This is a genomic window from Ruegeria sp. H3 (genome assembly GCF_056533095.1).
In genome coordinates, this window is sequence record NZ_JBQFOD010000018.1 from 25,161 (window position 1) to 44,907 (window position 19,747).

Annotated in this window: 19 protein-coding genes; 5 read left to right on the plus strand and 14 right to left on the minus strand. The window is 57.2% G+C overall.

Features of this window, described 5'->3' with window-relative positions; all coding sequences use genetic code 11:
- Nucleotide 1: 1 nt before the first annotated feature.
- The 11 genes from paaC to ACR0JE_RS17450 form a co-directional block, all read right to left on the minus strand.
- Entirely contained in the window at nucleotides 2-760 is a 759-nt protein-coding gene (gene paaC / locus ACR0JE_RS17400; protein WP_480865066.1) for a 1,2-phenylacetyl-CoA epoxidase subunit PaaC, read from the minus strand.
- Nucleotides 760-1,044 (minus strand): 1,2-phenylacetyl-CoA epoxidase subunit PaaB, encoded by a 285-nt coding sequence (paaB, locus tag ACR0JE_RS17405; RefSeq protein WP_480544528.1) that lies wholly within the window; start codon nucleotides 1,042-1,044, stop codon nucleotides 760-762. The genes paaC and paaB overlap by 1 nt, the downstream gene beginning before the upstream one ends.
- 23 nt (nucleotides 1,045-1,067) lie before the next feature.
- A complete protein-coding gene (paaA, locus tag ACR0JE_RS17410; RefSeq protein WP_480544530.1) occupies nucleotides 1,068-2,045 on the minus strand; it encodes a 1,2-phenylacetyl-CoA epoxidase subunit PaaA in 978 nt (325 codons plus the stop codon).
- Nucleotides 2,046-2,113: 68 nt separating this feature from the next.
- Nucleotides 2,114-3,316: a 3-oxoadipyl-CoA thiolase gene (gene pcaF / locus ACR0JE_RS17415; protein WP_480865067.1), complete on the minus strand. Its 1,203-nt coding sequence runs from the start codon at nucleotides 3,314-3,316 to the stop codon at nucleotides 2,114-2,116.
- A gap of 171 nt (nucleotides 3,317-3,487) precedes the next feature.
- Nucleotides 3,488-4,303: a PaaX family transcriptional regulator C-terminal domain-containing protein gene (locus ACR0JE_RS17420; RefSeq protein WP_480865068.1), complete on the minus strand. Its 816-nt coding sequence runs from the start codon at nucleotides 4,301-4,303 to the stop codon at nucleotides 3,488-3,490.
- 49 nt (nucleotides 4,304-4,352) lie between these two features.
- The gene (paaZ, locus tag ACR0JE_RS17425; RefSeq protein ID WP_480865069.1) at nucleotides 4,353-6,383 is read right to left on the minus strand and encodes a phenylacetic acid degradation bifunctional protein PaaZ; all 2,031 of its coding nucleotides are present in this window, start codon (nucleotides 6,381-6,383) and stop codon (nucleotides 4,353-4,355) included.
- 118 nt (nucleotides 6,384-6,501) lie between these two features.
- A complete protein-coding gene (locus ACR0JE_RS17430) occupies nucleotides 6,502-7,689 on the minus strand; it encodes a cytochrome P450 (protein ID WP_480865070.1) in 1,188 nt (395 codons plus the stop codon).
- The gene (locus tag ACR0JE_RS17435) at nucleotides 7,689-9,041 is read right to left on the minus strand and encodes a TRAP transporter large permease (protein ID WP_480544536.1); all 1,353 of its coding nucleotides are present in this window, start codon (nucleotides 9,039-9,041) and stop codon (nucleotides 7,689-7,691) included. The genes ACR0JE_RS17430 and ACR0JE_RS17435 overlap by 1 nt, the downstream gene beginning before the upstream one ends.
- Nucleotides 9,038-9,544 carry a TRAP transporter small permease gene (locus ACR0JE_RS17440; RefSeq protein ID WP_480544537.1) on the minus strand — a complete coding sequence of 169 codons (507 nt, stop codon included), beginning with the start codon at nucleotides 9,542-9,544 and terminating at the stop codon, nucleotides 9,038-9,040. Before ACR0JE_RS17440 ends, ACR0JE_RS17435 begins: the two co-directional genes overlap by 4 nt.
- Nucleotides 9,545-9,602: 58 nt before the next feature.
- Nucleotides 9,603-10,622, minus strand: a complete 1,020-nt coding sequence (locus ACR0JE_RS17445) for a TRAP transporter substrate-binding protein (protein WP_353009676.1) — start codon at nucleotides 10,620-10,622, stop codon at nucleotides 9,603-9,605.
- 68 nt (nucleotides 10,623-10,690) lie between these two features.
- A complete protein-coding gene (locus ACR0JE_RS17450; protein ID WP_480865071.1) occupies nucleotides 10,691-12,724 on the minus strand; it encodes an FAD-dependent oxidoreductase in 2,034 nt (677 codons plus the stop codon).
- A gap of 103 nt (nucleotides 12,725-12,827) precedes the next feature.
- Here ACR0JE_RS17450 and paaG point away from each other — a divergent pair, with 103 nt between their 5' ends.
- From paaG to ACR0JE_RS17475, 5 genes are all read left to right on the plus strand, one after another.
- Nucleotides 12,828-13,613 (plus strand): 2-(1,2-epoxy-1,2-dihydrophenyl)acetyl-CoA isomerase PaaG, encoded by a 786-nt coding sequence (gene paaG / locus ACR0JE_RS17455; protein ID WP_480865072.1) that lies wholly within the window; start codon nucleotides 12,828-12,830, stop codon nucleotides 13,611-13,613.
- A 2-nt stretch (nucleotides 13,614-13,615) separates the two neighbouring features.
- Complete coding sequence (paaI, locus tag ACR0JE_RS17460; RefSeq protein ID WP_480865073.1) at nucleotides 13,616-14,041, plus strand: hydroxyphenylacetyl-CoA thioesterase PaaI; 426 nt, start codon at nucleotides 13,616-13,618, stop codon at nucleotides 14,039-14,041.
- 23 nt (nucleotides 14,042-14,064) lie between these two features.
- Complete coding sequence (gene paaK / locus ACR0JE_RS17465) at nucleotides 14,065-15,375, plus strand: phenylacetate--CoA ligase PaaK (RefSeq protein WP_480865074.1); 1,311 nt, start codon at nucleotides 14,065-14,067, stop codon at nucleotides 15,373-15,375.
- A 3-nt stretch (nucleotides 15,376-15,378) separates the two neighbouring features.
- The gene (locus tag ACR0JE_RS17470) at nucleotides 15,379-15,975 is read left to right on the plus strand and encodes a TetR/AcrR family transcriptional regulator (RefSeq protein ID WP_480544543.1); all 597 of its coding nucleotides are present in this window, start codon (nucleotides 15,379-15,381) and stop codon (nucleotides 15,973-15,975) included.
- A gap of 135 nt (nucleotides 15,976-16,110) precedes the next feature.
- Nucleotides 16,111-16,749, plus strand: a complete 639-nt coding sequence (locus tag ACR0JE_RS17475; protein WP_480865075.1) for a DsbA family protein — start codon at nucleotides 16,111-16,113, stop codon at nucleotides 16,747-16,749.
- A gap of 34 nt (nucleotides 16,750-16,783) precedes the next feature.
- Here ACR0JE_RS17475 and ACR0JE_RS17480 read toward each other — a convergent pair whose 3' ends face one another.
- From ACR0JE_RS17480 to ACR0JE_RS17490, 3 genes are all read right to left on the minus strand, one after another.
- Nucleotides 16,784-17,737, minus strand: coding sequence for an NAD(P)-dependent oxidoreductase (locus ACR0JE_RS17480; RefSeq protein WP_480865076.1), 954 nt, complete (start codon nucleotides 17,735-17,737; stop codon nucleotides 16,784-16,786).
- A complete protein-coding gene (locus tag ACR0JE_RS17485) occupies nucleotides 17,734-18,186 on the minus strand; it encodes a cupin domain-containing protein (RefSeq protein WP_480865077.1) in 453 nt (150 codons plus the stop codon). The genes ACR0JE_RS17480 and ACR0JE_RS17485 overlap by 4 nt, the downstream gene beginning before the upstream one ends.
- A gap of 117 nt (nucleotides 18,187-18,303) precedes the next feature.
- Complete coding sequence (locus ACR0JE_RS17490) at nucleotides 18,304-19,746, minus strand: aldehyde dehydrogenase family protein (protein WP_480865095.1); 1,443 nt, start codon at nucleotides 19,744-19,746, stop codon at nucleotides 18,304-18,306.
- Between the last annotated feature and the right edge of the window lies 1 nt (nucleotide 19,747).

Consider the following 19,747-nt stretch of genomic DNA (forward strand, 5'->3'; position numbering starts at 1 on the left):
CCTACCAGCTAGCGCCAGGATAGGCGCGTTGCAGCCATTGCATCTGAGTCAGCAGATGCCCCAGATGTTCCGTATGCATCTGCCCGTTGCGTCCGCCCTTATGCGCAAATGCGCTGTCGGGGATGGTCAGCGTCGCATCTGCCAAAACCCGCTGGACCAATGTGTCATACTCGGCGCGCAGATCAGCGGGATTGGGCGCGATACCTGCTGCCACCATCTCGGCATCCACCTCATCGCTGGCGAACATCTCACCCACATAGGGCCACAGATAGTCCAGCGCCGCCTGCATCCGGTCATGACTTTCGATTGTTCCGTCGCCCAATCCAACAACCGTGTCGCTTGAGCGTTCCAGGTGATAAGCGACCTCTTTGCTGGCCTTCGCAGCGATGGCCGCAACACGGTCGTCTGACGATTTGATCAGACGCCCCAGCATGATCGAATGCCACGCATCGAACAGGAATTGGCGCATCAGGGTCCGGCCGAAATCTTCATTCGGAACCTCGACCATCAGAACATTGCGGAAATCCCAAGCATCACGCAGGAAAGCCAAGTCATCAGCGCTCTTATTGCCGTCGATTTTGCCTGCAAGGCCCAGCCACATCTGGGTTTGGCCGATCAGGTCCAACGCGGTATTGGCCAGCGCGATATCTTCTTCCAGCACAGGCGCATGACCGCACCATTCGCTGACGCGATGACCCAGGATGAGTGTGTTGTCGCCCATTCTTAGCAGAAATTGCAGGAAGGCTTCGTCGCGGGTCATTACATCGCCCCCACTTCATCGGGGATGTCGAAGAATGTCGGGTGACGGTAGACCTTGCTTTCGCTGGGCTCATATAGCGGGCCTTTGTCACTAGGGGATGAGGCCGCAATGTTGTTCGCCTCGACTACCCAGATCGACACGCCCTCGTTGCGGCGCGTATAGACATCGCGTGCGTTCTTGATTGCCATTTCCGCGTCAGCCGCGTGCAGCGAGCCGACATGGCGATGGCTCATACCGTGTTGACCGCGGATAAAGACTTCCCAAAGGGGCCATTCGTTTTTCATCGGGTTTCCTCCTCAGGTCAGGCTTATTCAGCGGCCACTTGACCGGCGCGTTTCTTCTTTGCGTGCGCCAGCAGGCCGTCCCGCACCCATTGCCCGTCGTCCCAGGCCTTATTGCGGGCGGCCAGACGGTCGGTGTTGCAAGGGCCGTTGCCTTTGATGACGTCAAAGAACTCGGACCAGTCGGGTTCCGAGAAATCGTAGTGGCCGCGTTCTTCGTTCCATTTCAGGTCCGGGTCGGGGACGGTCAGCCCCAGGAATTCGGCCTGCGGCACGGTCTGGTCGACGAATTTCTGACGCAGCTCGTCATTTGTGTTCATCTTGATCTTCCAGGCCATCGATTGGGTCGAATGAACCGAGTCCTTATCCGATGGCCCGAACATCATCAGCGATGGGTACCAGAACCGGTTCAGGGCATCCTGTGCCATCTTCTTCTGCTCGGGCGTGCCTTCAGCCATCTTGCGAATGGCGTCGTATCCCTGACGCTGGTGAAAGCTTTCTTCCTTGCAGATGCGGATCATGGCACGCGAATACGGCCCGTAGGAGGTCCGCTGCAACGGCACCTGATTCATGATCGCGGCCCCATCGACCAGCCAGCCCACCGCGCCGATATCGGCCCAGTTCAACGTGGGGTAGTTGAAGATCGAGGAATATTTCATCCGACCGTCCAGCAGCATCTCGGTCAACTCGTCCCGGCTGACGCCCAGTGTTTCTGCCGCGCAATACAGGTACAGCCCATGCCCGGCCTCATCCTGCACTTTGGCCAGCAGGATCGCCTTGCGCTCCAATGTGGGCGCGCGCGTGATCCAGTTGCCTTCGGGCAGTTGTCCGACGATTTCGGAATGGGCGTGCTGACCGATCTGGCGGATCAGCGTTTTGCGATAGCCTTGCGGCATCCAATCCTTCGGTTCGATCTTGATGTCCGCGTCGATCTTTGCCTGAAATTCGGCAAGCTTTTCGGGGTCATCATTAGTGGCCTCGGATTTAACCATTTGTGCGTACATCTTGCGTCCTCCGTTCGGGGTGATCTAGAATTGAACCGCTCAGCACGGTCCGTTCAGTGATCTGCCCGTCAAACCCGTTCCAAAATCAAAGCGGCACCCTGTCCGACGCCCACGCACATAGTGCATAGCGCGTAACGACCGCCTGTCCGGCGCAGTTGATACGCAGCCGTTAGCACCAATCGCGCGCCGGACATGCCAAGCGGGTGACCCAAGGCAATTGCGCCTCCATTTGGGTTCACATGTGCTGCGTCGTCGGGCAGGCCCAACTCTCTGAGCGTTGCCAATCCCTGGGAGGCAAAGGCCTCGTTCAACTCTATCACATCCATCTGTTCGATGGTTAGCCCGGTCCGGGCCAGCACCTTGCGACTGGCCGGTACCGGGCCAATCCCCATGATGCGAGGTTCAACCCCGGCAACGGACATGCCCACAACCCGCGCGATTGGAGTGAGGCCATTCTTTGCGGCCGCCCCCTCATTCGCCATCAATATGGCTGCCGCGCCGTCGTTGACGCCCGATGCATTGCCCGCCGTTACTGTATTGTCTGGTGCGTTCACCCCTTTGAGGCCAGATAATTTCTCTGCCGTTGTGCCCGGGCGTGGGTGCTCATCAGTATCGATCACAACCGGATCGCCTTTGCGCTGTGGAACCGAGACCGGGGTGATCTCATCCGCAAACAGACCTGCCTTGTGCGCGGCGGCCCAACGGGCTTGACTGCGCGCGGCGAAACTGTCCTGATCTGCGCGGCTGATACCGTAGTCTTCAGCCACGTTGTCAGCGGTTTGTGGCATTGAATCAATGCCATAGGCTTGCTTCATCTTTGGATTTACAAAGCGCCAGCCAATCGTTGTGTCATAAACCGCATTGCTGCGCGTGAACGCGGATGTCGCTTTGGGCATCACAAAAGGTGCGCGGGACATGCTTTCGACCCCACCCGCGATTGCCAGGTCATAGTCGCCTGCCTTGATCCCGCGAGCCACCATCCCAACCGCATCCATCCCGCTGGCGCACAGACGGTTCACTGTGGTTCCTGGCACCTCGACCGGCAATCCGGCCAACAAGGCAGCCATCCGCGCTACGTTCCGGTTGCTTTCACCGGCCTGATTGGCATCTCCATAGATGACGTCATCCACGCTGGACCAGTCCACTTGCAGGTTCCGCTCTTTCAGAGCGGCCAGCGGAATGGCCGCCAGATCATCCGTTCGGATCGAGGACAACGCACCTCCATACCGCCCGATCGGAGTGCGCGTCGCATCGCAAATGAATGCATCCATCCGTGAAGTCTCCTACGTGCTCACGTTATTCATAGACCGTATGGTCGGTTTATAGGGTTTCTACCGATTCGAGGCAAGTATCATGTTACCAAAAAATAGTGCTTATCGAAATATCGGTAACATATTGAATCGTCACCACCGATGCTTGGCACGAGTTGGCCGTGATCAAGCTTAGTTGTTCAATTCAGCTTCCAACGCAGAGAGATTTGGCCGGGGCAACCGGTCCAGAAGGTCAGAAACGGCTGCTCGGCATTCTGACCCTTTCCAATCGGAGGGAAGGAAATCTGATGGAAACACCGGGTGGCGCAGTACGATGCGGCGCCAATTGTGTACGACGAGGACGCGTAACATCGCGGTTTCCATCGGATCGTCCACACCGGTTCTAGGTAGAAGGCCATCGACGATATGAACAGATTCTAAGAAATCAGCATATGCTGTTTTCAACGGCTGCGGCCCGAACAGGTCTTGCAACCAGTCAGGAACAGAAATGGCGCTGGTCTCATAGCCCAGCAATTCCTCCAGACCATCCGGCATAGGTCCCGAAGCCATAGCTGTTGCCGGATTGAGTGACACGTAGTCGCCGGTCAGCAATAGGTCAGCCAGTTCTTTGCGGGATGTGTCGGAGTTGTTTGCAATCAGCACGTGCCAGATATCCGGCATGCTGACTTCACGTCCATAAATGCGCGGTGCGGCTGCAGCGCTTTGATTGCGCCCATAGTCCGTGAGGTGATGGGTGCTTACGCGCCCGATGCGGGTGCTTTCGATCCACCCGTCTTTGCGCAAGCGATGCAAGGCAACCCTTGTTGCCTCAGCCTTGATGCCAACGCGACCCGTCAACGCCGTAATAAGTGAGCCGCTGATCTGGTCCGATTTGTTTTGCGCAAGATCGCCAAAAATCGTTACCAAAACCGACCACACCCGCAGGGAGTCGGTGGATGTCAGTCGACCGACACAGGAGTCAAACCAGTCGTTGGGTGCGTCTTTCATGACCGCAGTATAGGCGGGCCGGATTGAATTGCCATCCGGCCCGAAGCCTTCAGTAGGCCACCATGGTCAGCAGTTCGTATTCAGCGACAAGTTCATCATCCTGCTGGGTCAGCGTGACGTGCCAGCGAACCTCGCCATACTGATCATTGCGTTTCGTCTTCGACTTTACAGTCAGGCGCACCTTGATGGTGTCCCCCGGCACAACCGGTTTCATAAAGCGCAACCCATCAAGGCCAGTATTGGCCAGGACGGGGCCCTCGTTCGGTTCGACAAACAACCCGGCGGCGAAGGACAACAGCAGGTATCCGTGCGCGACGCGACCTGGGAAGAACGGGTTCCTCTCCGCCGCGGCCTGATCCATATGCGCATAGAACGTATCGCCGGTGAATTCGGCGAAATGTTCGATATCATCCATCGTTACAATGCGCGGCGCAGTGTGGAGTGTCTCGCCAATAGCAAGATCGTTGTAGCGTCGGGTGAAGGGGTGGGCGGGGCCTTTGATTTCGGTTGCGCCCGGAACCCATTTGGACCCGATCGCGGCCAGGATGTCCGGAGACCCTTGAATGGCCGTGCGCTGCATATAGTGTTTCACACCCCGCACGCCGCCCATTTCCTCGCCGCCACCCGCGCGGCCGGGACCGCCATGCACCATATGGGGCAGAGGGGAACCATGGCCGGTGGATTCTTTCATCGAGTCGCGGTTGTTGAAGTAAAGCCGCCCGTGATAGGCCCCGGCGCCCATGGCGAATTTGCAAGCGACATCCGTGTCATGCGTAATGACCGACGCAACCAAAGAGCCCTGTCCCTTATTCGCCAGCTCAATCGCATGATCGGTATCGCGGTATCCCATTATGGTGCTGACCGGGCCGAAGGCCTCGGTGTCATGGACGCGCGTTGCCGCATCCGGATTGGCGCAATGGAACAGCATCGGCGGCAGGAATGCCCCTTTTTCGGCATCTGCGCCGTCAACAGCAAAGTCATTCGGATCGCCAAACACACGCTCGGCCTCTTGCTCAATGACCGCGGCTTTTTCCAGCACATCCCGTTTTTGACCATTCGAGACCAGGGCTCCCATGCGCGTGGTTTCAAGTTTCGGGTCGCCGATAACCGTTTTGGACAGGCGCGCGGAAAGGGCTTCGATCACCGCCTGTAGCTGTGGTTCAGGCGCGATGATCCGGCGGATCGCGGTACATTTCTGACCCGCCTTTGTGGTCATCTCCCGCTGAACTTCTTTGATGAACAGGTCAAATTCCAGCGTTCCCGGTTCAGCATCGGGGCCCAGAACCGAACAATTCAGGCTGTCTTGTTCGGCAACAAACCGTACCGAATTCTCAAGAATGACAGGGTTGGAGCGCAGTTTTAGTGCCGTGTCGGCCGAACCAGTAAAACTGACCATATCCTGCAAAGTCAGACGATCCAGCATATCCCCCAAGCCGCCTGAAACAAGCTGCAGTGCCCCGGCTGGCAGAATGCCCGAATCCAGCATCAGTCGCACGCACAGTTCGGTGACATAGCAGGAATTTGTTGCCGGTTTGACGATCGCTGGAACACCGGCCAGCAGAGTCGGGGCGAGCTTTTCCAGCATGCCCCAAACCGGAAAGTTGAATGCATTGATATGGACCGCCACGCCTTGCATTGGGGTGCAGATGTGCTGGCCCAGAAACGTGCCGTTGCGCGACAGCTGCTCGACGTCACCGTCCAGATACACGTGTCCGTCCGGCATCTCGCGGCGGCCTTTTGATGCGAAAACGAACATGGTGCCGATCCCGCCATCGATATCGATCAGGTGATCTGATTGCGTCGCCCCTGTATTAAACGACAGGTCATACATGGCCTGCTTATGCTGCCCCAGATGCAGAGACAGCGCCTTGAGCATCTTGGCGCGTTCGTGAAAGGTCAGCTTACGCAGCGCAGGCCCGCCAACGTTGCGGGCATAGTCCAGCATGCCCTGCACATCCAAGCTGTTGTTGCCAGCGGTCGCGATCACCTCGCCCGTTACGGCGCTGGCAATAGTGCGGGCCCCGTCGCCCGGGGCAATCCATTCGCCCGCTGCGAAACTTGAAATCTGCTGGATTGTCATGAGCCACTCCTCAGTCCTGAGATGATCTGCGCCGGCTTGCGCGCGATGAAGACAAGCATATTATTAACCGTATGGTCGGTCAATATTTAACGACTGCCTATTTGTTGTTCTCGTCAATTCAAACCTCTGCCGGTAATTGGGCGAAACCGCGAAAACGGATACGCCCGCCGCGTATTGCGCCGTCTGTGATCTGATAGTTTGGAAAACGGTTCAAAAACCGGCTGACCGCGATCTTGCCTTCCATCCGGGCAAGGGTCAGGCCGACGCAGGTATGTGGACCACCGGCAAACGCGTGATGTTTATTGGGCCTGCGATCCAGCTGCACGTTATCAGGCCCGTCAAACTGCCTAGGGTCCCGGTTTGCGGCCCCAATGCATAGATGAATATCAGTCCCCGCCGGAATGGTGTGACCATGAAACGTGACCTCTTCGGTCGTGAGGCGGTTGCCAAACTGGTTCGGGCTTTCCAGGCGCAGAAACTCATCCACAGCCGAGGTGATGAGGTAGGGGGAGGTCAGCAATTCGGCTCGTTTGTCCCGGCGGCGGTCCAGCAGGTCTAGTGCGCTGCCGATCAGGTTTGTCGTGGTCTCATGCCCTGCGTTCAGGATGAAAATGCAGTTCTGATACAGCTCAATCTCGGTCAGGCCACCTGCCGCGTCGTCCTGCATCAACCGGGTCAGAACATCCGTGTCCGGGTTGCCGGGATTACGTCTTCGGTCGTCAACGATATGGTGCAGGAACTCTTTGAACTCGGTGACCGCACGATTGCCCCAGTTTTCCTGTTCGGGTGTCAATTGGGGCTCTAACGCACCAAGGATGGCCAGAGACCAATCGCGCAAGGGTCCGCGTTCGGATCGGGGAATGCCCAGCAGGTTGCCAATAATCTCAATCGGGATTGCTCCGGCGAAATCCTGGATTAACTCGACGCTGCCTTTGGCCTGCATCTGATCCAGCAGAGCATCGACCAGTTCGATCAATCCTGGCTCCATCTGCGCCAAAGCACGCGGATTCATCGCCCCGACCATCACCTTGCGGACACGGGTATGCAAGGGCGGGTCATTGAACACCAGGCTGGTGGTGTGGTGTTCGTATAGGGGACTGTCGACCCCATATTTCGGGCCAAACACCGCCTTCTTGTCCGAGATGAACCGCGTTGTATCCCGGTAGACCAGATCCAGATCCTCGTATCGCGACAGGATCACTGAGCCGTCGGGTTGAGGGCAAACCGGCATGTCCTCGCGCAATGCGGCATAGGCTGGATAGGGGTTCTCGTGAAACCCGTCAGGAAGCGCGGTCAGGAAAAACATCAGTGACCCATCGCCCCCATATGCTCGGGCAGGACCAGCACAAGCCACGGCACCAGAACGATTAGGGCCAGACGGAAGATATCGGCGATCCAGAATGGCGTTACACCCTTGAAGATCGTTCCGGTCGAGACATCCCCGACCACGCCTTTCAGGATGAACACGTTCAGGCCAACTGGCGGGGTGATCAGGCTGATCTCGGTCACGACAACAACCACGATGCCGAACCAGATTGGATCATAGCCCAGCGATGTAACAAGCGGGAAAAAGATCGGCACAGTCAGCAGGAGCATCGACAGCGATTCAAACACGCAGCCCAAGATGATGTAGATGCATAGGATCATTAGGATCACAACAAAGGGTTCTAAATCATATGCGGTGACCAATGCGATCAATGCTTCGGGCAAACCGGCGAGGTTGATGAAGTTCGAAAATATCTGCGCCCCGATCAGGACCGAGAACAGTGCTGCGGCGGTAAACGTAGTTTCTTTCAAAACCTCGAAGGTGGAACTCAGGCTCAGCCCGCCACGCGACAGGGCAATCAGAAAGGCACCCATGGCCCCCATACCAGCGGCTTCCGTCGGGCTGAATGTCAGGTTTAGTGGGTGAAAATCAAAGGCACCATAGAGGCCGCCAATGACCAGAAAGAACAGCAATAACACTGCCCAGACAGAGCGCAGGGCATTCAATCTCTCACCCCACCCATGCTTCTCACCGGCCGGTCCCGACTCTGGCTTGCGCCAGACGGTCCAGCGGACTGCAAACAGGTATAAAAGGATGCCCAATACACCTGGGATGATCCCGGCGACGAACAGTTTGCCGATAGATGTTTCGGTCAACAAACCGTAGATTACTAGGATCACAGAGGGTGGGATCAGGATACCCAGCGTGCCGCCTGCCGCGATTGAGGCAGTCGACAGCTCATCTGAATAGCGATAGCGGCGCATTTCCGGCATGGCGACCTTGGACATCGTCGCGGCCGTTGCCAAAGACGACCCGCAGATCGCGGAAAACCCACCACAGGCCGCGACCGTAGCCATCGCGATGCCGCCTTTGAAGTGGCCAAGAAACGCATTTGATACGGCGTAGAGTTCGCGCGCCAGACCGCCCTTGTTCACGAACAGTCCCATCAGGATGAACAGCGGAATAACCGACAGGCCGTAGTCCTGTGCTGTGTCGGTGATCTGACGACCGACCATCGACATGGCCGCTTTCAAACCGCGTTCGGACAGGATGCTGCCACCACGCTCATATGCAAAGCCCAACGTTCCGACCAAGCCCATCGCGAACACGATGGGCAGACGCAGAAGCACGAGAACAAGGACAAGGGCAAAACCGATCAGCGCAGCAGTCATTGCTGGTTCTCCGTCAGAACTTGGGGCGCGAAGATGTACAGCAACCCGGTTGTGATCATTGCAACGGCAGTGACCGCAGTGGATGCAGCGATAAACCAGCCGATGTAGAAAACGGGGATCGACAGGTACTCGGTCACATCTCCATAGTCCCGTGCCCGTTCGGCAAGGATCCAGACTCGCTGAATCGGCCAGAACAGCATGATGCCCGAGATCAGATAGACAATCGCATCCCTGGCGCGGCTAAGCCGGAATCGTGAAAACAGCCCGTCGGTCAGATCAACGGCAATCTGGCCCTTTCCTGCGGATACCATCGGCAGAACCGAAAAAACGAGGATTGCCATCAGAATGCGCGTCAGTTCGGTTGCCGCCTCAATCGGGGCATTGAAGACTGATCGCAACACGACATCAAAGAACGTCATCACCATCAGCACGAATAGCGCCAGACAGGCAAGTATCGTCGGGGCGACGCTGACGCGACGCGCAAAGGTCACAAGGGATTGCATGTTTAGTTCCCGCAAGCTTGGGGGTGGCCGGCGGCTTGATTCCGCCAGCCAGGCTTGGTTACTGCGACGCCATTTCGTTGACGATCAGGTCATAGGCGGCTTGTGCGTCGACACCTGCACCATTGACCTCATCAATGACCTTGGCGCGGACATCCACGGCAATCGCGTTGAACTTCTCCAGGTCTTCGGCAGATGCGGTGTTGATCGCATTGCCGTCTGTGCCTTCGGTGGCTTCGCGCCCGATGGCATCAATTTCGTCCCAGATTTTACCGATTTCACGGCTCAGCGGTTCGCCAAATACCTGCTCTTCCAGCGCTTGCTGCAGCTCAGCAGGCAGATCAGCAAACGTGTCTTCATTCATGATGAACGCGAAGGATCCACGGTACAGACCGCCAGGAACTTCATAGACGTTCTGCGCGACTTCAGTCAGCTTAAAGCCTTTGCGAGATTCAAACGGCATCACAACGCCATCGGCCGCTTTTGACGCGAGTGTCTCGTACACTTTCGGGGCTGGCACCTGGATGCCGGTTGCGCCAAGTGCTGCACCGACATCGCCGCCAACACCGCCCGGGATACGAACCTTAAGGCCCGAAACCTCGTCCAGTGACGTAACAGGGTTGCTGGAATGCAGCTGCGCCGGTCCGTGGGTGTGCAAGGCAATCACTTTTACGCCGCGATGTTCGTCAGCGGCTTTCAGGTGCGTGTCATAGGCGCGCCAATAGGCAACCGATGCGGCCTCGGCCGAGCCCTCATAGCCGGGCAGTTCGATCATTTTGGTGGTGACAAAGCGACCGGGCTGATAGCCGTGGAAGATGATCGACGCATCCGCTGCCCCGTCCATGATCAGGTCCATCTGGGCGGGTGGGGGCGCAATGCCCAGCTTCAGTTCCGCTGTGACCTGGCCGTCTGTCGCTTCTTCAACCATCTCAACGAATTTTGGCCACATCTTGGCGTTGATGCCGTGGGTCGGCGGCGCCCAGCTGGAAATCGTCAGCGTATAATCTGCGGCCAGTGCCACGGTGCCTGAAACGGCCAAAGCGGCCGATGCCAGCAAGGTGCTTAACTTGGTGAGTTTCATGTTCAGTGCCTCCCTTTGAAACATGCATTCAGAATGCGCTAATGGTTACTTTTGTAACTATCAACATGTTATTGGCGTTTTGCTTGGGCCGCGATGACCCAAGACGCGGGGCTTTCTTCCGCCACAACCCGCATGGTCGCCGCTGACGTGCGGCTTCCGATTTCATTGCGATAGTTCATGGGGCCTCCGCGCCAGCGTGGAAAGCCATAGCCGTGGATTTGAACCATATCGACGGCCTCGGCGTTTTCGGCGATGCCTTCCTCAATGATCAGGTCGCCCTCATTCGCCAACACGGCCAGAAGACGCGAAGAAATATCCTGAGCGCTAAAGCTACGCCGAAAAATGCCTTCGGCGGCTGAATAGGTTTTGATCAGAGCCTCAACCTCGGGGTCGCGGATCGGTTTGCGATCCCCGGCATCGTATCGATACCAGCCTTTCCCCGAGCGCTGGCCAAGCCGCTCCATCTCGCAGAGTTGATCGGCGATGGTCACATAGCGTTCGTTCGGATCGCGCGTTGCGGCATTGCGTTTTCGATTGGCCCACGCGATCTGTAGACCGGTCAGATCCTGCAGCTCATATGGGCCCATGGGCATTCCGAACCCACGCATCGCCTCATCCACCTGATAGGGCAGGGCGCCATCTGCCAGCAGATAGTCGGCTGCGCGGCGATAGGCTGCCAGCATACGGTTGCCGATGAACCCGTCGCAAATGCCTGACAGCACGGAAATCTTGCGCAGCTTCTTACCCAGCGCAAACCCTGTGGCGACAACCTCTGGTGCCGTTTGAGGTGTATGCACAATTTCGAGCAGTTTCATCACATGAGCCGGGCTGAAAAAATGCAAGCCAATGCAACGCGCCGGGTTTTCGATGCCTGTGAAGATTTCAACCGGGTCAAGATACGAGGTGTTGGTGGCCAGAATGGCTTCGGCGCTCATGTGCTGCACCAATTCGGCAAAGACCTGTTGTTTGACCGAGATATCTTCGAACACAGCCTCAATTGCCAGTTGCGCGTCGGCCGCCTCAGCATAGCTGTCAACGGCGCGAAACCGGGACAGGGCGTTCTGGAATTGAGCCTCGGTCATCTTTCCGCGTTTGAACGCACCGTTCAACAGACCGTTAACCCGGTCATGAGCGGCTTTTGCAGCCTCGGTATCCCGCTCAATCAACGTAACGGATAGTCCACTGCTGAGCGCGGCAGTTGCGATCCCAGCCCCCATCAATCCGCCGCCGACAACCGCAATGCGATGAATTTCGCGTGCTTCGACACCCTTGATCATGGCGGGTTTCGAGACGGCGCGTTCGGCAAAAAATGCGTGGCGTAAGGCGCGACTTTCCGCGCTTTGTCGCAGCGCCATATGAAGCGTGCGTTCTTTCGGTTGCCCCGCCGAAAATGGTTCCGTCGCCCAGCCTAGTGCGGTCAGGTTTTCCATTGGTGATTGCTGCCCCTTGGCGCGCTTCTCCAGTTTACGGCGCGAGGCCTCGATTAGGTCAGGCGCAAAATCAGCAACAGGGCGCTGGCTGACGGGCACGGGGCGTTCTGGCAAATCAGAGACAAAGCGATCAACCGCATCTTCCAAAGGATCTGCCACCAGATCGATGGCACCGTGCTGTTGCATAGCCTCGGCTTTCAGAATTTTGCCCGAACAGGCCAGGTCAATCGCCAGGTCCATCCCCACAAGGCGCGGCAGCCGCTGCGTGCCGCCCGCGCCGGGGATCAGCCCGACATTGACCTCGGGCAGTCCGAAGCCCGTGCCGGGTGCCGCAATGCGCCATGCGCAGGCCATCGCAATCTCAAACCCACCGCCCAGAACATTGCCATGCATACAGGCGACGAACGGAACCTCGCTGTCTTCAATCATCTGAATGACATCGGGTAGATGTGGCTCGACCGGCGGTCTGTCGAACTCGGACATGTCGCCACCCGCAACGAAGGTTCTGCCAGCGCATCGCAGCACTGCCACTCGTGCACCTTTGACTGCGGCAACGGCATCGACCAGCCCCTGACGAACGCCGACAGAGGTCGCATTCACAGGCGGATTGTCAATGGTGATCCATGCGACATCGCCCTTGAATTCAACAGTCACAAGTGACCTGTGCGACATGGTTTTGCCCTTTATTCGGTTGAGAATCGAAGCTGGTTTATATATTGACCAACCGTTCGGTTAATGCAATGCTTTAGTTAAAGCAGCATCAAGCGGGACGGTCATGAGTAGTACGATTCTTGTGGAAGATCACGGACACTGGGTGGAAATCATCCTGAACCGGCCCGACAAGCTGAATGCGTTCAATGACGAGATGCATGAGGCGTTACAGAATGCCCTGAAGTCCGCCCGAGACAGCGGCGCGCGCGCAATCCTGCTGACAGGCGCGGGTCGTGGGTTTTGCGCCGGCCAGGACCTTGGCGACCGCGATCCGTCGAAAATGGATGGTCCCCCTGATCTGAGCGTGACCGTCAGGACCTACTACGCCCCTTTGGTGCGTTTGATCCGCTCGCTGAATATTCCCGTTGTCTGTGCAGTGAACGGGGTCGCCGCCGGGGCCGGGGCCAATCTGGCACTGGCCTGCGATATGGTCCTCGCCAGTGAAAGTGCCAAGTTCATTCAAAGCTTTGCAAAGGTCGGTCTGATCCCTGACACGGGCGGCAGTTGGCATTTGCCTCATCTGGTTGGAGAGGCCAGAGCCAAAGGCCTGGCGCTAACCGCTCAACCCTTGTCCGCACGCCAAGCAGAGGAATGGGGTCTGATCTGGAAGGCACTTCCCGATGAGGAATTGCTGAGCGAAGCGCGTTCCTTGACCAGCCAATTGGCCAATGGCCCAACCGTTGGGTTGGGCAAAACCAAACAATGCATTCAGGCTGCTGCAACAACCACGCTTTCGGATCATCTTGAAATCGAAGCGGATGCCATGAAAATCTGTGGGGAAAGCACGGATTATGCCGAAGGCGTGTCCAGCTTCCTCGAAAAGCGTGCTCCGCGGTTTTTGGGCAAATGACAATGACCCCTCAAGAACGCGCAGCCAAATCCGCTGCCGCCATGTGGGCCCATGATGCGGCCAGCAAGTGGTTTGGCATGGAGCTTGTCGAAGTTGACGAAGGCCGCGCCGTTCTGGCGTTGACCGTCGCGCCGCATCATTGCAACGGGCATGGGATTTGTCATGGTGGCGTGACCCATGCTCTGGCAGACAGTGCGTTTGCCTTTGCGTGCAACAGCCGCAATGTGGCGACGGTCGGACAGCACACCATGATGAGCTATCTGGCGCCCGGGCAATTGGGTGATCGGTTGACCGCAACGGCCACCGAAACCACGGTTGTGGGCCGTAGCGGCGTGTATGACGTGCGCGTCACCAACCAGGATGACACCATAATCGCCGAGTTCCGGGGTATGTCCCGTGCAATTGGCGGACAGAATTTTGAAGAATAGAACGACGTCGGAGGAGCAACACTATGGATGACCTCTCACCGAGCAAAGCGGATTTGGATCCGATAGAAATTGCCTCGATTGATGAAATCCGTGCAACACAACTTGAACGCCTGAAATGGTCCGTTCGACATGCCTATGACAACGTCGCGATGTACAAGCGGCGTTTTGACGAGGCGGGCGTGCATCCCGATGATCTGCGGCACCTCTCGGACCTGTCGAAATTCCCGTTCACCTACAAGAACGATCTGCGCGACAACTACCCGTTTGGCCTTTTTGCGGTGCCTCGTTCAGACGTGATCCGGCTGCATGCGTCATCCGGCACGACCGGAAAACCAACTGTCGTGGGCTATACCCAAGGGGATATCGACAATTGGGCGGATCTGGTTGCGCGTTCGCTGCGCGCGGCAGGTTTGCGAAAAGGCGATATGATCCATAACGCCTATGGCTATGGCCTGTTCACCGGTGGTCTGGGTGCCCATTACGGGATCGAACGGCTGGGCGCGACCGTTGTGCCGATGAGCGGCGGGCAAACCGAAAAACAGGTCGGCTTGATCACCGATTTCCAACCCGACGCGATCATGGTGACCCCGTCATACATGCTCAATATCCTTGAACAGTTTCACAAGGCGGGGCTCGACCCCAAGCAAAGCTCTCTCAAGGTTGGTATCTTCGGCGCAGAGCCATGGACCGATGCAATGCGCATCGAGGTTGAGGCCGCGTTTGATATGCATGCGGTCGACATCTATGGCCTGTCCGAGATCATGGGACCGGGCGTCGCCAGCGAATGCGTTGAAACAAAGGACGGCCCTGTGATCTGGGAAGATCACTTCCTGCCCGAGATCATCGACCCTGCGACTGGAGAGGTTCTGCCAGATGGCGAAACGGGCGAACTGGTCTTTACCACATTGACCAAAGAAGGGCTGCCGATGATCCGCTATCGCACGCGCGATCTGACCTGTCTTTTGCCCGGAACAGCCCGTTCAATGCGGCGGATGGCCAAGATCACCGGGCGCAGTGATGACATGATGATCCTGCGGGGTGTCAACGTATTCCCCAGCCAGATCGAAGAGCAAGTCATGGCGACGGGCGGTCTGGCCCCTCACTATCAGATCGAGCTGTACAAATCCGGTCGCATGGATGCGATGCGGGTGTTTGTCGAGGCAACTGAGGGGTCGACAGATGAAATGTCCAAAACGGCAGCGGCCCGTATGCTGACAAAGCGCATCAAGGACATGGTTGGTGTCTCAACAGAAATTGTTGTAGGTGATCCCGGCGAGGTCGAACGCTCTCAGGGCAAGGCAAAGCGCATCATCGACAACCGCGACAAGGAATAGGCCATGGCCCGAACAATCGCCAAAGACCATGACCAGAAGCGGGAACAGATCCTGAAACGCGCTGCAAAGATTTTTGCGGATCAGGGATTTGACCGTGCCTCCATGACTTTGTTGGCAAAAGAATGTGGGATATCAAAGGCGAATATCTATCACTACTACGACAGCAAGGATGCTATCCTCTATGACATCCTTGAAACCTATCTTCGCGAGCTGCGTGATCGCATTTGCAATGTAGAGCTAGGCGGCCTGAGCCCCGAGGAAAAACTCCGTAAGGCGGTGCGCGAAATCCTGTATGCCTATCAAGGGGCCGATGACGAACATCGCGTGCAGATCAGCGGCATGGGGTCCTTGACCCAAGACCAGCAGAAAACACTGCGCACCTACCAGCTGGACATGGTGAGCTTTATCCGCGAGCTCCTGAAGGAGCTTTCCCCAGAGACCTTGCGTGATGACAAAGACAAACTGCGCGGTGCCACCATGTCGGTCTTCGGGATGCTCAACTGGTATTACATGTGGAACACCGGGGCCGGAACCAAGGCGCGTACCGAATATGCTGACCTCGTCTGCACCCTGACAGTCCACGGTATTCGAAAGCTTTAGGCGCAAGTCTAATGGGGGCCAATATTCGGGTTTCGTCTAACTATAGCAGCCTCATCTTTAGATCTGCGCGTCCGCGTAGAAACGCCACGCGCAATCGCGCTATACATTTCCGTGGGCTTTCCACATAAAAGCGATATGTCAGTAATCGAATATGTCTATTCCGCACATTCCGCCTTTGCCTATCTGGGCTCTGCCGAACTTGCCCGAATATGCGCCAAGTACGATGTCACTCTGATCCACAAACCGGTCCTGTTGTCACCAGTAGTTGAGGCGCAGGGAAGTTTGCCTTTCCATGCGCGCACGCAAGCTCATGTGGATTACTTCTTCGGGCGTGAAATCGAACGCTGGGCCGAGTATCGCGATGTCCCGGTCATCCGGTTCAGGCCGACATATCACGATGCGGACTACAGCTTGGCATCTGGTATGATCATCGCGCTGGGTGAGACGGGGCAGGGGACTGACGCCATGGCTCATAGACTGCTCGAGGCCCATTGGCGCGACGACGCAGACCTTTCCGATGCCGGGATGCTTGCGGCCGTGGCGGCAGAGTTGGGTCACAATCCAACCACGCTGCTGGATCAGGCCGGATCAGAGCAGATCCAACAAAAACTGCGCGACAACTCGGCCTGGGCCCGAACTTGCAACATCTTCGGGTCACCAACCTATATCGTGGATGGCGACCCGTTTTATGGACAAGACCACCTGAGCCTTGTGGAACGCGCTCTTGAGCGATCGTTTCGGCCATCGACATGGACCAATCCATCGGTTGATTGAACCAAGATGTTCGATCACAAGCTCTTGCTCGGTTTTAACGTCCCAGTCCGGTTGGCGTGACCTCGTAGCCGGGTTCCTCAGGCTCATCATCTGTCATCTCGGCTGGAAACCCAGGTGCGCGGATGTCCAGGCTAGTTGCGTCTTCCAAACGGCGGATGATGTTTGGCGAAAGCTCTCGGTCGCCGTAGCGGGCGATGCCATCGTCGAAGATTTTGCAGATCAGCGGCGAGATTTCCAGCGGCACATTGTTGCGCTCGGCAATCTCCTGAAACAGCCCGATATCCTTTTTCACAAGGTCCATAGTGAATGAGATATCGCGCGACCCGTTCAGGATGACCTGGCTCTCGGTTACGTGACTAAAGGAGTTGCCAGACGATATCGCGATGGCCTCATAGGCGGTGTTGAGGTTCATCCCGGCGGCTTTGGCCACGACCAGCGCCTCGGCATTGGCCACCAGATGAACGGTGGCCAGATAGTTGGTCAGCACCTTAAGCATCGAGGCCGAACCCAACTCTCCCGTGTGCAGCACGCGGCGACCAAGGGTTGTCAGCAAGGGCAGAACCCTTTCGAACGTGACGCGATCACAGCCCGCAAAGATCGAGATATTGCCTGTATCTGCGCGATGGCAGCCACCCGAAACCGGGCAGTCCACCGCAGCCCCTCCGGCTGCGATGACAAGATTTCCCAGACGAACAGCCTCGGCCTGATCGGTGGTGGACATCTCCATCCAGATCTTTCCTTCGCGTACCTCGGGCAGCATCTGTTGCAGCACGGTTTCGCAGGCCGCAGGCGATGGCAGGCACGTGATGACCACGTCACACTCCCGCATCATCTGAGCCGGGTTGTCCCCGGCTGTCGCTCCTTGCGCAACTTTTTCAGCTACGAATTCGGCGTTCAGATCGTGGACCATCACATCGTGCCCATTGCGGATCAGGCTGCCGCTCAGCTTGCCACCGACATTGCCAAGGCCGATAAATCCGATTTTCATTGTTCTGCGTCCTGTTGTTCTGAGAAGTTGTAGACCACATCGCCAAAACGATGCTGGGCGAAGCCATAGACAAACTCAAGGCTTTCATCGCTGGCGGTCACACCATGTTCGGCCCCACCGGGAACGAATACCGCCATGCCTGGGTATACAGCGGTTGCTTTGCCTTCGATGATGACTTCGCCATGGCCCGAAATGAAATAGTAGAACTCGGCCGGGTCGTGACGATGAAGCGGCAAGCGACCGAACGCCGGAAGATGGGCTGTACCCAACACGATATCGTCCGAGTTCATTCGATCTTTGCAGATCAGTGTTCTCCAGGTGACATCTCCGAATTTGGGGTCGAAACCGCCCTCAATCGGGGCATCATCACGAAACGCAAACCACGGGTTTAGCGGCGCGTCACTTGCGGGGCTGGGCTCTAGAGCCAGGTTGAGGTCCATGTCCGACATATTGCTTCCTCCCAAGCAAAATAGTTTCTTTGACCGAAGTTGCCCGCAAGCTGTGTTCGGCGTCTTGAACTAGCCCCCTAAGCGGAAAGTGCCGGGGGCTGGCCTGTTGCGTATGGGTTAGACAGGCAGGCCAAGCCCACCCCGGACCTTCAGTTCCAGATAGTCTTCAAGCCCGAAGGTCCCGCCTTCACGTCCGTTTCCGGATTGTTTGTACCCACCGAATGGCGAGCCATAGTTTGTGCTTTGTCCGTTTATGGTGACAGTACCTGCCTGCAATGCGGCACAGACACGTTCGGCACGTTCGGCGTCGCCCGTCTGAACGTAAGCCGCCAGGCCATAGACAGTGTCATTGGCAATCTGAATGGCCTCGTCCTCGGTCTCGAACGGGATCAGGACGAGAACTGGGCCAAAAATCTCTTCTCGCGCGATGGCCATCTGGTTTGTCACATCTGCGAAAATCGTGGGCTGCGCATACCAACCGCTTTCAAATCCATCCGGTTTGCCGAGGCCACCGGAAATCAGGCGCGCGCCTTCGTCAATGCCGATCTGGATCATCCGCTGCACGCGGTCATATTGGATCTGATCAAAAAGCGGACCGATATGATCGCCGGGCTGGGCCGGGTCCCCCACCGTCTGCGCCTGTGCCGCCGCAGCTGCGATGTTGATGACCTCATCATAGCAGCTGCGTTCAACCAGCATCCGGGTTGGGGCGTTGCAGGATTGGCCAGTGTTGTGGAAGCAGTTAAACACAGACGCTTCGACGCGTGCTTTCAGATCGGCGCCATTGTCAGCAAAGACCAGATTGGGGGATTTTCCGCCCAGTTCCAGCGCCACGCGTTTGACCGTATCTGCGGCGTCTTTTGACACAAGTATGCCCGCGCGGGTCGAACCGGTGAAGGACATCATCGCGATGTCCGGATGCCGCGACATGGCGGCGCCGACTTCGGCCCCATCGCCAAACACAAGGTTAAAAACGCCCGCAGGGTAACCGGCCTCGTGAACGATTTCGGCAAAGATCGCGGCGGACAGGGGCGTGTATTCCGAAGGTTTCAGCACACAGGTGGCCCCGACGGCAAGCGCAGGCAGGACCTTAAGGGCGATCTGGCTGATCGGCCAGTTCCAGGGCGTGATCAGACCACAAACACCAATTGGCTCTCGATACAGCACATCGCCACTGGGCAGGGTTTCGCGCGCGTCGTGGTTTTTGAGCACGCGGATTAAATCCTTGATATGCTCGATCCCGCAGCCTGCCTGCTCTTGGCGCGACATATCGATAGGTGCGCCCATCTCGCTTGTGATGGCCCAAGACATGTCCTCAAGACGTGCGGTGTAGATCTCCAGCAAACGCTCCAGCAAGGCAAGCCTTTCGGCCTTGGAGGTTCTCGAGAAGGTAGCAAAGGCGCGCGACGCGGCGGCCACAGCGCGGTCTACATCTGCAGCCGATCCCAATGCAACCGTGCCGATCACTGAGTTATTTGCCGGGTTCTTGATCGGGAAGCTTGTGCTCGACAAGGGTGCGACCCAGGCACCGTCGACATAGTGGGTGTTCAGGTTTTTCATG

Excerpts from the sequence above, each read along its gene's own strand:
- ACR0JE_RS17490 (WP_480865095.1), bottom strand. The coding sequence starts at position 19,746 with ATGAAAAACCTGAACACCCACTATGTCGACGGTGCCTGGGTCGCACCC.
- ACR0JE_RS17470 (WP_480544543.1), top strand. The coding sequence starts at position 15,379 with ATGGCCCGAACAATCGCCAAAGACCATGACCAGAAGCGGGAACAGATC.
- ACR0JE_RS17420 (WP_480865068.1), bottom strand. The coding sequence starts at position 4,303 with ATGAAAGACGCACCCAACGACTGGTTTGACTCCTGTGTCGGTCGACTG.
- paaZ (WP_480865069.1), bottom strand. The coding sequence starts at position 6,383 with ATGACAATCCAGCAGATTTCAAGTTTCGCAGCGGGCGAATGGATTGCC.
- pcaF (WP_480865067.1), bottom strand. The coding sequence starts at position 3,316 with ATGGATGCATTCATTTGCGATGCGACGCGCACTCCGATCGGGCGGTAT.
- ACR0JE_RS17450 (WP_480865071.1), bottom strand. The coding sequence starts at position 12,724 with ATGTCGCACAGGTCACTTGTGACTGTTGAATTCAAGGGCGATGTCGCA.
- paaG (WP_480865072.1), top strand. The coding sequence starts at position 12,828 with ATGAGTAGTACGATTCTTGTGGAAGATCACGGACACTGGGTGGAAATC.
- paaK (WP_480865074.1), top strand. The coding sequence starts at position 14,065 with ATGGATGACCTCTCACCGAGCAAAGCGGATTTGGATCCGATAGAAATT.
- ACR0JE_RS17475 (WP_480865075.1), top strand. The coding sequence starts at position 16,111 with ATGTCAGTAATCGAATATGTCTATTCCGCACATTCCGCCTTTGCCTAT.
- ACR0JE_RS17430 (WP_480865070.1), bottom strand. The coding sequence starts at position 7,689 with ATGTTTTTCCTGACCGCGCTTCCTGACGGGTTTCACGAGAACCCCTAT.
- paaB (WP_480544528.1), bottom strand. The coding sequence starts at position 1,044 with ATGAAAAACGAATGGCCCCTTTGGGAAGTCTTTATCCGCGGTCAACAC.
- paaA (WP_480544530.1), bottom strand. The coding sequence starts at position 2,045 with ATGTACGCACAAATGGTTAAATCCGAGGCCACTAATGATGACCCCGAA.
- ACR0JE_RS17435 (WP_480544536.1), bottom strand. The coding sequence starts at position 9,041 with ATGACTGCTGCGCTGATCGGTTTTGCCCTTGTCCTTGTTCTCGTGCTT.
- ACR0JE_RS17445 (WP_353009676.1), bottom strand. The coding sequence starts at position 10,622 with ATGAAACTCACCAAGTTAAGCACCTTGCTGGCATCGGCCGCTTTGGCC.
- ACR0JE_RS17485 (WP_480865077.1), bottom strand. The coding sequence starts at position 18,186 with ATGTCGGACATGGACCTCAACCTGGCTCTAGAGCCCAGCCCCGCAAGT.
- paaI (WP_480865073.1), top strand. The coding sequence starts at position 13,616 with ATGACCCCTCAAGAACGCGCAGCCAAATCCGCTGCCGCCATGTGGGCC.
- ACR0JE_RS17480 (WP_480865076.1), bottom strand. The coding sequence starts at position 17,737 with ATGAAAATCGGATTTATCGGCCTTGGCAATGTCGGTGGCAAGCTGAGC.
- ACR0JE_RS17440 (WP_480544537.1), bottom strand. The coding sequence starts at position 9,544 with ATGCAATCCCTTGTGACCTTTGCGCGTCGCGTCAGCGTCGCCCCGACG.
- paaC (WP_480865066.1), bottom strand. The coding sequence starts at position 760 with ATGACCCGCGACGAAGCCTTCCTGCAATTTCTGCTAAGAATGGGCGAC.